This window comes from Arthrobacter sp. SW1 (assembly GCF_001766675.1).
Taxonomy (GTDB): Bacteria; Actinomycetota; Actinomycetes; order Actinomycetales; family Micrococcaceae; genus Arthrobacter.
On the sequence record NZ_MJLT01000068.1, the window covers coordinates 95,207 to 108,549 of the forward strand.

Annotated in this window: 14 protein-coding genes; 8 read left to right on the forward strand and 6 right to left on the reverse strand. The window is 67.8% G+C overall.

From position 1 onward, the window contains the following. Positions 1-35 precede the first annotated feature (35 nt). The 5 genes from BIU82_RS18265 to BIU82_RS18285 all read left to right on the forward strand — a co-directional run bounded on the left by BIU82_RS18265 (position 36) and on the right by BIU82_RS18285 (position 4,142). Positions 36-329, forward strand: coding sequence for a YciI family protein (locus BIU82_RS18265; RefSeq protein WP_070350881.1), 294 nt, complete (start codon positions 36-38; stop codon positions 327-329). A gap of 44 nt (positions 330-373) precedes the next feature. After that, entirely contained in the window at positions 374-1,540 is a 1,167-nt protein-coding gene (gene ispG / locus BIU82_RS18270) for a flavodoxin-dependent (E)-4-hydroxy-3-methylbut-2-enyl-diphosphate synthase (RefSeq protein ID WP_070350882.1), read from the forward strand. After that, positions 1,503-2,387, forward strand: a complete 885-nt coding sequence (locus BIU82_RS18275) for a GNAT family N-acetyltransferase (protein ID WP_070350951.1) — start codon at positions 1,503-1,505, stop codon at positions 2,385-2,387. The genes ispG and BIU82_RS18275 overlap by 38 nt, the downstream gene beginning before the upstream one ends. Before the next feature lie 129 nt (positions 2,388-2,516). Next, the gene (locus BIU82_RS18280) at positions 2,517-3,257 is read left to right on the forward strand and encodes a hypothetical protein (protein ID WP_070350883.1); all 741 of its coding nucleotides are present in this window, start codon (positions 2,517-2,519) and stop codon (positions 3,255-3,257) included. A gap of 183 nt (positions 3,258-3,440) precedes the next feature. Further along, positions 3,441-4,142 (forward strand): hypothetical protein, encoded by a 702-nt coding sequence (locus BIU82_RS18285; protein ID WP_070350884.1) that lies wholly within the window; start codon positions 3,441-3,443, stop codon positions 4,140-4,142. A 36-nt stretch (positions 4,143-4,178) separates the two neighbouring features. On the opposite strand, the gene BIU82_RS18290 is transcribed toward BIU82_RS18285, so the two are convergent. The 3 genes from BIU82_RS18290 to BIU82_RS18300 are packed head-to-tail and all read right to left on the reverse strand — an operon-like array spanning position 4,179 to position 6,369. Then, on the reverse strand, positions 4,179-4,826 hold the full coding sequence (locus BIU82_RS18290) for a TetR family transcriptional regulator (protein WP_070350885.1): 648 nt from the start codon (positions 4,824-4,826) through the stop codon (positions 4,179-4,181). Beyond that, the gene (locus BIU82_RS18295) at positions 4,823-5,566 is read right to left on the reverse strand and encodes an ABC transporter permease (RefSeq protein ID WP_083292419.1); all 744 of its coding nucleotides are present in this window, start codon (positions 5,564-5,566) and stop codon (positions 4,823-4,825) included. Before BIU82_RS18295 ends, BIU82_RS18290 begins: the two co-directional genes overlap by 4 nt. A gap of 11 nt (positions 5,567-5,577) precedes the next feature. Further along, entirely contained in the window at positions 5,578-6,369 is a 792-nt protein-coding gene (locus BIU82_RS18300) for an ABC transporter ATP-binding protein (RefSeq protein WP_070350952.1), read from the reverse strand. 142 nt (positions 6,370-6,511) lie between these two features. Between BIU82_RS18300 and BIU82_RS18305 the strand changes: the two genes are divergently transcribed. Beyond that, positions 6,512-8,323 (forward strand): proline--tRNA ligase, encoded by a 1,812-nt coding sequence (locus BIU82_RS18305; protein WP_070350887.1) that lies wholly within the window; start codon positions 6,512-6,514, stop codon positions 8,321-8,323. Further along, positions 8,320-9,111, forward strand: coding sequence for a TSUP family transporter (locus BIU82_RS18310; RefSeq protein WP_070350888.1), 792 nt, complete (start codon positions 8,320-8,322; stop codon positions 9,109-9,111). The genes BIU82_RS18305 and BIU82_RS18310 overlap by 4 nt, the downstream gene beginning before the upstream one ends. 15 nt (positions 9,112-9,126) lie before the next feature. Here BIU82_RS18310 and BIU82_RS18315 read toward each other — a convergent pair whose 3' ends face one another. Continuing rightward, positions 9,127-9,834, reverse strand: a complete 708-nt coding sequence (locus BIU82_RS18315; RefSeq protein ID WP_070350889.1) for an alpha/beta hydrolase — start codon at positions 9,832-9,834, stop codon at positions 9,127-9,129. 72 nt (positions 9,835-9,906) lie between these two features. On the opposite strand from BIU82_RS18315, the gene BIU82_RS18320 reads away from it, so the two are divergent. Further along, complete coding sequence (locus BIU82_RS18320) at positions 9,907-11,292, forward strand: aminotransferase class V-fold PLP-dependent enzyme (RefSeq protein ID WP_070350890.1); 1,386 nt, start codon at positions 9,907-9,909, stop codon at positions 11,290-11,292. Between the two features lie 17 nt (positions 11,293-11,309). Here BIU82_RS18320 and BIU82_RS18325 read toward each other — a convergent pair whose 3' ends face one another. Both BIU82_RS18325 and BIU82_RS18330 read right to left on the reverse strand, forming a co-directional pair. Further along, entirely contained in the window at positions 11,310-12,332 is a 1,023-nt protein-coding gene (locus BIU82_RS18325) for an aminoglycoside phosphotransferase family protein (RefSeq protein ID WP_070350891.1), read from the reverse strand. A 233-nt stretch (positions 12,333-12,565) separates the two neighbouring features. Next, positions 12,566-13,294 carry a VIT1/CCC1 transporter family protein gene (locus BIU82_RS18330; RefSeq protein ID WP_070350892.1) on the reverse strand — a complete coding sequence of 243 codons (729 nt, stop codon included), beginning with the start codon at positions 13,292-13,294 and terminating at the stop codon, positions 12,566-12,568. Between the last annotated feature and the right edge of the window lie 49 nt (positions 13,295-13,343).

Genomic DNA, 13,343 nt, shown 5'->3' on the forward strand with positions numbered 1-13,343 from the left:
TCTGTCCGACCGGGTCTTGGCGATAGGGTATCGGTATGACTGTTTTCGCTGTTGAGTACGTGTACGACGCCGAATCCGCACCGGTGCGCGACGAGCACCGCCCGGCGCACCGCGCCTGGCTCGCGGAGCTTGCGGGGCAGGGAACCCTCCTGGCCTCCGGCCCCTACGCCGACGGATCCGGCGCCCTGCTGCTTTTCAGCGCGGCCGATGAAAGCGAACTGAACTCCATCCTGAAGCAGGATCCCTTCGCCGTTGCCCAAGGCCTGGCCAGCATCCGCACCAGCGCCTGGAACCCCGTGATCGGCGTCCTCGCCGCCCACGCCTCCTAACGAACCACCCTCCCGTTCCACCCTCTTCACCCCAAGGAGTCCACGTGACCTCGGTCAGCCTGGGAATGCCGTCCGCCCCGCCACCCGTTCTTGCGCCGCGCCGCAAGACGCGCCAGATCAAGGTGGGGCCCGTGGGCGTCGGCTCCGATTCGCCCATCAGCGTGCAGTCGATGACCACCACCCCCACCACGGACATCAACGCCACGCTGCAGCAGATCGCCGAACTCACGGCCTCCGGCTGCGACATCGTCCGTGTCGCCTGCCCCTCCGCTGATGACGCTGAAGCGCTGCCCATCATTGCGAGGAAGTCCCAGATCCCGGTCATCGCGGACATCCACTTCCAGCCGAAGTACGTCTTCGCGGCGATCGAAGCCGGCTGCGCCGCGGTGCGCGTGAACCCGGGCAACATCCGCAAGTTCGACGACCAGGTCAAGGAAATCGCCCAGGCCGCCAAGGACCACGGCACGTCCATCCGCATCGGCGTGAACGCGGGCTCCCTGGAGCCGGGCATCCTGAAGAAGTACGGCAAGGCCACCCCGGAAGCCCTGGTGGAGTCCGCCGTCTGGGAAGCTTCCCTGTTCGAGGAACACGGCTTCCGCGACTTCAAGATCTCGGTCAAGCACAACGACCCCGTGGTCATGGTTGCGGCCTACGAGATGCTCGCCGAACAGGGCGACTGGCCGCTGCACCTTGGCGTCACCGAAGCCGGCCCCGCCTTCCAGGGCACCATCAAGTCGGCCACGGCCTTCGGTGCCCTCCTGTCCAAGGGCATCGGCGACACCATCCGCGTGTCCCTGTCGGCCCCGCCGGTGGAGGAAATCAAGGTCGGCAACCAGATCCTGCAGTCGCTGAACCTGCGCCCCCGCAAGCTCGAGATTGTGTCCTGCCCGTCCTGCGGCCGCGCCCAGGTGGACGTGTACACGCTCGCCGAACAGGTCACTGCCGGCCTGGAAGGCATGGAGGTTCCGCTGCGCGTGGCCGTCATGGGTTGCGTGGTGAACGGCCCGGGCGAGGCCCGCGAAGCCGACCTCGGCGTCGCCTCCGGCAACGGCAAGGGCCAGATCTTTGTGAAGGGCGAAGTCATCAAGACCGTGCCCGAGAGCCAAATTGTTGAGACACTGATCGAAGAGGCCATGCGTATCGCTGAAGAGATGGGGGAGGCCGATGGCGAAGATGCTGTCAAGGGTAGCCCCGTGGTTAGCGTCTCGTAACGGGACTGCGCCGGACGGAATTTCCGTCCGGCTGCTTGAGGGCGCCGACACGGCGCAGCTGCGTGCGCTCGCGTTGGAAGACCCCGTGGCGAATGTGTTCATTCTGTCCCAGCTCGGGTCCCACGGGAGTGCCTCGCCGACGGCCGCGGGCGCCCGGATTTTCGGAGCGTTCGACGGCGGCACCCTCCTGGGTGCCTGCTGGGCCGGGGCGAACCTCGTGCCGGTCCAGCTCGATCCCGGCCTCGCCCCGTATGTCGCCGAGGCGATACACCGGGCCGGGCGGCGCTACGCCTCGATTTTCGGCCCGGCGGAGACGGTCCTGGCGCTGCATGCAGCACTGGAACCGCACGGCCACCTGGCGCATGAGGTCCGGGCCGAGCAACCGTTGATGGCCATCACCGGCGATCCCGTGGTGCCGGCGAACCCGGACCTTGGCTTCGGGGACATGGCGGACTTCGAACTGATCCTGCCCGCCTGTGCCGCCATGTTCGAAGAGGAAGTGGGCTATTCGCCGTTCCTCGGCGGCGAGGACTTCTACAGCCGGCGCGTGGCCGGGCTGATCCGGCAGGGCCACTCCCTGGTGCATATCGACCACGGCAAGGTGCTCTTCAAAGCCGAACTCGGGGCGGTGACTCCCGAGGTGAGCCAGGTGCAGGGCGTCTGGCTCAATCCCGAAATCCGCGGGCGGGGCCTGAGCGCCGGCTACATGGCCGCCGTCGTGATCCTTGCCCGGAGGTTCGCCCCGGTCACCAGCCTGTACGTCAACCACTACAACCTGCGTGCCCGGGCCAGCTATGAGCGCGTGGGCTTCGAGCAGCTCGGAACTTTTGCCACGGTGCTTTACTGACAGAGCTTTACTGACGGACTCGTTACGGATCATCCCCGACTTTACAAGGCGCTTTGTGCGGCGTGGTTTACCCTGTCCCGCGGGGGACACTCGCATACCCAGCAGAACCGCAACCTCATCGGGGAGTCCATGAAGAACGCACGTCGCATTGTCCTGGCAGTTTCTGCTGCCGCCGTCCTGTCCGTCACGGCCTGCTCCGCACCCGCCCCGTCGGCGTCCCCCGAAGCGCAGGCCCAGCCGGTCCAGCTCCCGCTCCAGGAGAGCGCCGCCTTCAAGAAGCGCACCGAGGCCGAACTTACCGCCCTGCTCAAGGCCGCCAAGGACGCGGACGGCAAGCCTTTCACGGTGATGCCCGCCGCCCAGCTGAAGAAGGGCGTCGACGCTGCAAAGTCCATGGCCTCCTCCACCAAGGTGACTCCGGCGGAATGCGCCAGTGCCAGCGCGAGCTTCTCCGGCGGTCTCCAGGCCCTCACGGGGGCAAGCTACGCGGCCGCGACCTCCCCGGCCAACAAGCAGGGTGTCCCGGCCCAGACCATCAGCCTGGTATCCGGCCTGAGTGAGGAACAACTCAACGCCGATCTCGAAAAGAACGCCACCCAGGCCGAGAAGTGCAAGAACGTGACTGTCGAGGTCATGGGCCAGAAGGTGGAAGCTTCCGTGGAGAAGCTTGACGTCGCATCGGCTGTTCCGGGTGCCATCGCCCTCAAGACCGTCACCAAGAGCGGGGCCGGCGAAAGCACCCAGCTCCTCGTGGCGGCGGTCAAGGGCGGAGTAGCCTTGTCGAGCCTTTACGTCAGCACCGGCGATGCTGCCGAAGAGCTCAAGAAGGCGGCTGCCACCTTGGACACCGTGGCGGCGGGAATCAAGTAGCGTTCACCGCCAGGGCCGCCCGGTGGCTGGTCTGCCGGGACGGCCCGTGACGGGACCGTAGCCGCCGCCTGGCAATGGGGAGTTCTGCCCGTCGCCCGCGGAACAGAACGTCCAACGATTGGAATAGTCTGGACCGCGGGAGCGCCTGCTCCTTCCTGAACCGTAACCTCACCGGGGGAACCTATGAAGAACGCACGTCGCATTGTCCTTGCCTTGTCCGCAGCCGCCGCACTCTCTGTTACCGCTTGTTCCGCTCCGGCCCAGCAGCCCTCCGGGCAGAACGCCGCAGCATTCAAGAAATACAGCGAAGCCGAGCTGACGGCCCTCCTTGAACAGGCAAAGGACTCCGAGGGCAAGGCCCTCACCGTCATGCCTGCGGCGGAACTGAAGAAGGGCCTCGAACTGACCAAGTCGATGGCGGCCAGCACCAAGGTCACCCCTGCCGAATGCGCTTCCTCGAACGTGACGGGCGGGCTCCAGGCCCTGTCCGGCGCCACCGCTGCCGCTGCCACCTCGGCGCCCGACGCCACCGGAGTGCCCCTCGAAACGGTCAGCCTCGTCTCCGGCCTGAGCGAAGACGCCCTCACCGGCGACGTCGACAAGATGAAGGAGCAGGCCGAGAAGTGCAAGGCCGTGACGATCGAGGTCGCCGGCCAGAAGGTCGAAGCGGGCTTCGAACCGATTGAGATCTCCTCGGAAACGCCCGGCGCTGTCGCCATCAAGTCGACCACCAAGGCATCCGGCGCGGAAAGCACTCAGGTCATCGTTGCCGCAGTGAAGGGCGGCGTGGCCGTGTCCAGTGTGTACGTCAGCACCGGCAGCGCCGAGGCTGACGCCAAGAAGGCCGTGGCCACCCTCGACTCCGTGGCAGCACTCATCAAGTAGCCCCCGGCCCGAACCACGCCCCGGGCGTCCGGCCCCTCACGGTTCCTTGGAAGAATCCTCTTCCAACGGCTCCGCGAGGTAGCGCCGGATGTTCGGGGCGATCATCTTGACCACCTCGTCCGGGGCCGCCGAGGCCAAGGGCTCCAAACGGATCACGTAGCGGACCAGCATGAGCCCCACCACCTGTGTGGCCACGAGGTTGCCGCGCAGGGCACGTTCCGCGGGGCTTCCGGGCAAGCCGTCCATGATTCTTTGCAGGATGGTCCGGGAGACCAGCTCGCGCAACAGGGCCGTCTTGGCCTTGGACCCGATGGTGCCGCGCAGGAACGCCACCAGGCTGTGTTGTGCCGGGCTTTCCCACAGACGCAGCACGGCCAGCACGATTTCCTCGGCACGCCGCGCGGGGTCGGGGGAGCTGACGCCGGAAAGGACCTGGACCGGATCCGCCGGCAGGTCCACGCTGAAGGCGAAAAGTTCGTCTTTGCCTTTGAAGTAATGATGGACCAGGGCAGGGTCCACTCCGGCCTCGCGGGCCACCTGCCGCAGGCTGGTGCCGTCGAAGCCATGCTCGGCGAACAGCCTGCGCGCCGCCGCCAGGATGGCCGCACGGGAATCGTTTGCTCCGCCGCGCCGGCCGCGGCGGCCTGCGGGAGCATCGGCAGGTACCGGAAGCTGGCCGCTCATCGGGTCTGACGCCGCAGGGTCAGGGATGCCAGGACAAGAACCACAAGCACAATGATGCCAATGGTCGTCGCGTCGTCCCACATCAAGCGGGTGGCTTCCTCGTTCGTGGCGATTTCCTTGAGCGCATCCACCGAGAACGTCAGCGGCAGCACGTTGGAAATGTTCTCCAGCACCTCATTCATCTGCTCCCGCGGCACGAACAGGCCGCACAGCAGGATCTGCGGAACCACCACCACGGGCATGAACTGCACGGCCTGGAACTCGGTCCTGGCAAACGCAGAGCACAGCAGGCCCAGCGCCACCCCCAGCACCGCGTTGATCACGGCGATCATCACCACGTAGCCCGGGCTGCCTTTGATGTCGAGGTTGAACACCCAATACGCCACTGCCGTCGCGACCAGCGACTGCAAGGCGGCCATGACCGAGAACGCGATCGCATAGCCGAACAGCAGGTCCGCCTTGTGGATCGGCGTCGTCAGCAGGCGCTCGAGGGTCCCGGTGGTCCGTTCGCGCAGCATGGTGATCGAGGTGACCAGGAACATCACCACGAAGGGGAAGATCGCCAGCATCATGAGGCCCACGCGGTCGAAGGTGCGGGGCATGCCCGGAGGCAGCGTCTCGTTTTCGAACAGGTAGTAGACGGCGGTCAGCAGCAGGGCCGGGACCACCAGGATCAGGGCGATGCTGCGGTGGTCGTGGCGCAGCTGCTCCAGGACCCGGCGGCTGGTCGCCAGCATCATCCGGGGGTTCATCACGCAACCTGGCTTTCGTTGTGGTTCCGGCCGGGGCGGCCCTCCGCCTCCCGGATCAGGTGCAGGAACGCCTGTTCGAGGTCTGCGCTGTGGCCGCGTTCGCCGAGTTCCGCCGGTGTGAGGCCGGCCATCAGCTCGCCGTTGCGCAACAGCAGCAGGGACGAACAGTGCGAGGCTTCCTCCATTACATGGCTGGAGACGAGCAGGGCGGTGCCGGACTCGGCCATCGCCGCGAAGCGTTCCCACAGCTCGGCACGCAGCACGGGGTCCAGGCCCACGGTGGGTTCATCGAGCACCAGCAGCTTGGGCTTTGCAACCAAAGCGCATGCCAGCGACACCCGGCTGAACTGCCCGCCGGACAGGTCCGCGGTGCGCTGCCGGGCGAAGTCCGTGAGCCCGACGGCGGCAATCGCCTCTGCGGTGCCGGCCGCCGTCGCGCGGTGCATCGCCCCGAAATACCTGACGTTCGCTTCGACGCTCAGGTCGGGATAGACGCTGGGGGACTGGGTGACGTACCCGACCTCGTGCCGCAGGGCGGCGGAGCCGGCTGGCTTGCCGAGGACGGTGACCGTTCCCGAGGAGATCCGTTGCGCACCGACGATGGCGCGCATGAGCGTGGTCTTTCCGCTGCCGGAGGGGCCGAGCAGGCCGGTGATCCGGCCGGCGTCGATGGTGAAATCCAGGCCGCGCAGGATCTTTGTCCGGCCTCGGGTGACGTGAAGATCCCTGGCCAGGACGGCCGGTCCGGGGCCGGGCTGCTCCGCTGCGTGCCGGGCTGTTCGATTAATCATGGCAACCTCCACGAATGAATTCATCACCTGATGAATTCAAGGTAGGCGCGTGTCTGTCTGCCGTCAATGGCCCCTGCGGGCAGCCGGTAGATTAGTACACAGTAGTTTTAGCCATCCCTTGCCACAGAAACGGATTCTGCCCGTGGTCGTTCGCCTCTCCCAGCTGTTCCTGCGCACCTTGCGTGAAGATCCCGTCGACGCCGAGGTCGCCAGCCACAAGCTGCTCGTCCGTGCGGGCTACATCCGCCGCGCCGCCCCCGGCATCTACACCTGGCTGCCGCTGGGCCTGAGCGTGCTGCGCAAGGTCGAACAGATCATCCGTGAGGAAATGGCCGCCATCGGTGCCCAGGAAGTGCACTTCCCGGCCCTGCTGCCCAAGGAACCCTACGAGGCCACCAACCGCTGGACCGAATATGGCGACGGCATCTTCCGCCTGAAGGACCGCAAGGACGCGGACTACCTGCTGGCGCCCACGCACGAGGAAATGTTCACCCTCCTGGTCAAGGACCTGTACTCCTCGTACAAGGACCTGCCCCTGAGCATCTACCAGATCCAGAACAAGTACCGCGATGAAGCCCGCCCGCGGGCCGGCCTGCTCCGCGGCCGCGAGTTCATCATGAAGGACTCCTACTCTTTCGACGTGGACGACGCCGGCCTGGACGCCAGCTACGCCGCGCACCGCGCCGCCTACATCCGCATCTTCGAGCGCCTCGGCCTCGAGGTTGTTCCGGTCGCCGCTACCGCCGGCGCCATGGGCGGTTCCAAGAGCGAGGAATTCCTGCACCCCACCGAGATCGGCGAGGACACCTTCGTGCGCTCCGCCGGCGGCTACGCGGCCAACGTGGAAGCCGTCACCACGGTCGCGCCCGAGCCGATCGACTTCAGCAACGCGCCCGCGGCCCGCGTCCTGGACACCCCGGACACGCCCACCATCGACACCCTCGTCACGGCGTCGAACGTGCTCGCCCCGCGCAGCGAGGCCGACGGCGGCGCGTGGACTGCCGCGGACACCCTCAAGAACGTCGTGCTCGCCGTAACGCTGCCCACCGGTGAACGCCAGCTCGTCGTCATCGGCGTTCCCGGCGACCGTGCCGTGGACCTCAAGCGCGTCGAAGCCAACATCGGCGCCTTCCTGCCGGTCGCCGGCGAGATCGGCCTGGAAGCAGCCAACGACGACGACCTCAAGAAGCAGCCCCTCATCGTCAAGGGCTACCTCGGCCCCGGCCTCACGCTGGACGAACCCCTCCTGGGCAGCGAGAGCGCCACCAAGCTCCTGTACCTCGTTGATCCCCGCGTTGTCAGCGGCACCACCTGGATCACCGGAGCCAACGAAGCCGGCAAGCACGTCTACGACCTGGTGGCCGGGCGCGACTTCAGCTGGGACGGCGTCATCGAATGCACCGAGGTGCGCGAAGGCGATCCCGCCCCGGACGGCAGCGGCCCCCTGGAGCTGGCCCGCGGCATCGAGATGGGCCACATCTTCCAGCTTGGCCGCAAGTACGCCGAGGCCCTGGACCTGAAGGTCCTGGACCAGAACGGCAAGCAGGTGGTGGTGACCATGGGCTCCTACGGCGTGGGCGTGACCCGTGCCGTGGCGGCCCTGGCCGAATCCAACAACGACGACCGCGGCCTGATCTGGCCGCGTTCCGTGGCACCGGCCGATGTCCACGTGGTGGCCGTCGGCCGCGGCGAGGAAATCTTCGAAGCTGCAGAGAAGCTCTCCGCCGAGCTCGAAGCAGCCGGCCTGGACGTCATCTACGACGACCGGCCCAAGGTTTCCCCCGGCGTGAAGTTCGGCGACGCGGAACTCGTAGGCGTGCCCACCATCCTCGCCGTCGGCAAGGGCCTGGCGAACGGCGTGGTGGAGGTCAAGGACCGTCGCAGCGGCGAGGCCGAGGACGTCGCCGTCGAAAAGGCCGTGGACTACGTGGTCAACGCCGTCCGCCAGAAGTGATTTCCGGCTTCGAATCCATCGAGGCCGCCACGCTCCTGATGATCGTGGTGGCCGGATTCGCCGCAGGCTGGGTTGACGCCGTGGTGGGCGGCGGGGGACTGATCCAGCTCCCCGCCCTCCTCCTGGTTCCCGGCATCACCCCGGTCCAGGCGTTGGCCACCAACAAGATGGGCTCCATCTTCGGCACCGCCACGAGCGCCACCACCTACTACCGGCGGGTCGGCCCGGACCTGAAAACGGCCGTGCCGATGGCGGTGATCGCCCTCGCCGGAAGCTTCGGCGGGGCGCTGCTCGCGGCGAACCTGCCGGCGTCGGTCTTCAAGCCGATCATTGTGGTGGCGCTCGTCGTCGTCGCGCTGTTCACCGCCTTCCGGCCGAACGCCGGCGAGCTCACCGCCCTCCGGCACGACGGCCACAAGCACTACGTGGTTGCCTGCCTGATCGGTGCGGTGATCGGTTTCTACGACGGGCTGATCGGCCCCGGTACGGGCTCCTTCCTGGTGATCGCCCTCGTCTCGGCGATGGGCTACGCCTTCCTCGAAGCCAGTGCCAAGGCCAAGATCGTCAACATGGCCACCAATGCCGGTGCGCTGCTGTTCTTCCTGCCGCACGGCTCGCTGCTCTGGGGTGTAGGACTGCTGTTGGGCGCCGCCAACATGGCAGGCGGCTACCTGGGCGCCCGCACCGCGGTGAAGAAGGGAAGCAAGTTTGTCCGCGCGGTCTTCCTCCTGGTGGTTGCCGCGCTGATCATCAAGCTCAGCATCGACGTCTGGCAGGATCTCGCCTGAAGGCCGCCCGTGCCGTCAGGATTCAGTCCCGTTGACCGCTGCTAGGATCGCTTCGCCGAGCTCCCGCGGGCGGGTGAACTGCGGCCAGTGCCCGGTGGGCAGGTCCATGTAGCTGACGTTCTTCATGCGGGCGAGCTCGGCGGTGAACGGCGAGCCGTCCTCGATCCACTCAAGCAACATGCTGGACGGGAACTCGCAGGCGATGATCGTGGCCGGAACCCCGTAACGGCGCTCGTCCTGCAGGCGCTGCTTGTCGTAGGCCACGCCCTTCGGCTGGGGGATGGCGCGGTTGCGGAACATCTCGCGCAGCTCGGCGTTCAGGTCCACCAGATCGGCCTCCTCGAACAGATCCCACGGAGGCAGCGGGATCTCATCGCCCCGGGCCGGCAGTTCATCGTTGATGACGCCGCCCTCGCCCAGCGGCCCGGCGTCCACGTAGATGGCGCGTGCAACCCGGTCCGGCCGGGCATCCAGCACGCCGTGGATGATCGCGCCACCGCCTGAGTGGCCCACCAGGACCACAGGATCCTCAGCGGCATCCACGGCGGCGGTAACCGCGTCGATGTGGTCCCGCAGGCCGATACCGGCGCGCGGCGCATCAACAGACTCAAGCCCCGGCAAGGTCAGGGGCATGACCCGGTGGCCGGCCTCGGTGAGCGGCGGGGTCACCTCCGACCATGACGAAGCATCCAACCAGAACCCGGGAACAAGGATGATGTCCATGGTCGGTACCCTACGCGGAGCCACTGACAGGAAGCCATGTTTTCCCGGAGCCCGCAGGCGTAGCATGCTCGCATGTGGGCCGATTCGGGTGAATACGAGCGGGTTCTCGGGCGGGCAGCGGAGCACGCCAAGGACTGGTTGAAGGCGTTGCCGGAACGGCCCGTCAGGCCGTCGCTCACGGCGGACCAGATCGCGGATCTCTTCGGTGGTCCGCTCCCCGCTGAAGGCATGGATCCGGAAAAACTCCTCGACTTCCTGGCCCGGAACGCCGAGCCCGGGCTCATGGCGATGCAGTCCGGCCGCTTCTTCGGTTGGGTCATCGGCGGAACCCTTCCGGCAGCCATGGCAGCCGACTGGCTGGTCTCAGCCTGGGACCAGAATTCCGGCCTGCGCTTCGCGACTCCCGCCACCGCCGGAATCGAGGAAGCGGCCGGCCTCTGGCTGCTCGAACTGCTCGGTTTGCCCGAAGGGTCCGACGTCGGCTTCACCACGGGCGCGAGCATGGCCAACTTCACCGCCTTGGCCGCGGCGCGGTGGCGGCAGCTGGACTCCGCCGGCTGGGACGTGAACGCCAGGGGGCTCAACGGCGCTCCGCAGCTGCGGGTCCTGGCCGGCGCGGAACGGCACGAAAGCCTGGACATGGCGTTGCGCTTCCTCGGGCTGGGTGCCCCGGAGATTGTGCCTGCCGATGCCCAAGGCAGGATCGACCCGGATGCCCTCCGCCGCGCCTTGGAGACCGGTAGCGGCCCGGCCATCGTGTGCCTGCAGGCCGGGAACCTGCATAGCGGTGCCTTCGATCCGTTCCCGGAGGCCGTCGCGGCCGCCAAGGACCACGGCGCGTGGGTCCACGTGGACGGCGCCTTCGGCCTGTGGGCCGCGGCGGTACCGGAGCTCCGCCACCTGTGGAACGGCGTTGCTTTGGCGGACTCCTGGGGAACCGATGCGCACAAGACCCTCAACGCCCCGTACGACGCCGGCATCGTCGTGGTGCGCGACGCCGCCGCGCTGCGCCCCGCCATCGGGATGCATGCCGAATACCTTCCGCAGGATGCTCGCGGGCCAGGCGATCCGATGGAGAAATCCCCGGAGCTCTCCCGCCGTGCCCGTGGCGTTCCGGTCTGGGCCGCCTTGCGTTCCCTCGGGTCCGACGGCGTCCGCGCCCTGGTTGCCGGACGCGCGGCCTGTGCCGCGGAACTGGCCGACCGGCTCGCCGCCGTGCCCGGCGTCGAGATCCTCAACGACGTCGCCTACACCCAGCTGTCCCTGGCCTTCGGCAGCGACGCCCGCACCAAAGCCGTGACCGCCTACATCATGGCCGACGGCCGGGTGTGGATGTCCGGTTCGCGCTGGCACGGCCGGGACATCCTCCGCGTCTCGGTCAGCAATTGGGCCACCGACAGCGCGGACCTGGACGTCGCAGTGCAGACCATCAAGGACGCCCTGGCCGCCACCGCGTAGCCGCTTGCGCGTACGGGCTAGCTGAGTGCGGCGCCGCCCGGCGCCGGCAGATCGTGTGCGGCCGGAAGCCCGTCGAGGGTGCGGCCTGCGAGCGTACTGGCGACCCACAATGAACGGGCCAGGTCGCCGTCGTGCCCCGGCTTGGCTGCGGACCACAAGGCGTTTTCGACCTCGCGGGTGAGGCTCCACTGCCGGGCGGCTTCCGGATCCAAGCCCGCGGCATGGCTGAAGTCATTGCACCGCTCCAGCAGCCCCAGCTCGGGGGAGGACCGCGGCAGCTCCGCGATCCGGTTCCACAGCACGGGCGCCACCCCGAACTCCGCCTCCCCGATGACCGGCTGCGGGTCAATGGCGCGGTAACTGCCGGCGTCGGGAACATCCGGGGTGTCCGGCCGCGGCAGGATGTTCATGAAGTGCAGGTCCGCATGGACCAGCACATCCTTGCCGGTCCGCCGGCCCACCGCTCCGCGTGTCTGGCATACTTCCAGCGCGGCCTCCAGCAGCCAGCGCGGGAACGGCCTGCCAAGCTGCTCCCAGTCGGCCGGAAGCTCGTCGCTCCAACGCTCGGCCCGCGCGGCGGCATGCTCGAACCCCTCCCAGGCGGGACCTTCGCCGGCGTCGATGCTGAGCCTGCGCATCACGGATCCCCAGGCATCACGCGCCCGGTCCATCGGTACATCCTGCAGCCAGCGCGCGGCATCCAGGCGTTCCAACAGCATGGAACACGAGTCCTGATCGGCGGCCAGCAGGCGGACAGCGCCATGGCCGTCCCACAGCGCCAGCGCCTGGCTTTCGGGCAGGGCCTCCGGATGCGGGAAGGCGACCTTCAGGACGGCCCGGGTGTTGCCTTGCCGCACAGGAACGACGATTCCGCCATGGCCGTTCCACGGTTCCACGCCGTTGGGAAGATCCACGGTGAGGTCCCACCGGTCCAGGCCCGCCTGAAGGTAGCCGGGCAGCGCGGCCAGCCAGGCCCTGCCCTCGGCAGTGCGCGAATACCGGGCTTGCAGGTCCCCAGGAATCGGAATATGTCTGCTCATCAGGGCAAGCCTATTCCCCGCTGCCTCCCTTGCCTCGTTCCTCGGCCAGGGAACCCGGGCAGCGTGGGTCCACCCGCGCCTGGCTTGCCTCGTTCCTCGGCCAGGGAACCCGGGCAGCGTGGGCCCACCCGCGCCTGGCTTGCCTCGTTCTCGGCCAGGGAACCCGGGCAGCGTGGGTCCACCCGCGTCTTGCTTGCTTCGTACCTCGGCCAGGGAACCAGGCCAAGGGAAACCTAGATCACCCCGCTGGATCCCAGCAGGCTACCCAGGCTGAACGTCGCGGCGAGGGCAAGGGCTCCACCGAGCACCACCCGCAGCGCGGCCCGGAGCCGGGAGCTGCCCCCGATCCACGCACCCACGGCACCCGTCAGCGCCAGCGCCAGCAGCACTGCGATGAACGTCAGGGGTACACGCAGTGAAGGCGGCGGCAGCAGGATCGAGAGCAAGGGGAGCAGGGCGCCCAGGGTGAAGGCAATGGCCGAGGCGAACGCAGCGTGCCACGGGCTCACAATGCCGTCCTCGTCGATGTTCAGCTCGGCGGACAGGTGCGCGGCCAAGGCATCGTGCGCGGTCAGCTCCTTCGCCACCGTCCATGCGGTCTCCGAACTCAAACCCTTCGCCTCGTAAATGGCGGCGAGCTCGGCAAGTTCCTCTTCAGGCTGTTCCTCAAGCTCCCGGCGTTCCTTCTCCACCAAGGCCTTCTGGCTGTCGCTCTGGCTGCTGACGGATACGTATTCGCCCAGCGCCATGGACACTGCGCCACCGAGCGCACCGGCCGCGCCTGCCGCGAGGATGGCGCCGGTGTTGGTGGTCGCGCCCGCGACGCCCACCACGATCGCCGCTACGGACACAATGCCGTCGTTGGCCCCGAGCACCCCGGCGCGCAGCCAGTTCAAGCGGCGGGCAACATCGTTCTCATGGGGTTCGTTGTCGTGGAGCGCGGCCTTTTCGCTGGATGCCATGGCTCCAGCCAAGCACTCCGGCGCGGTCGGCGCCAGCAAAGAAAGGCTG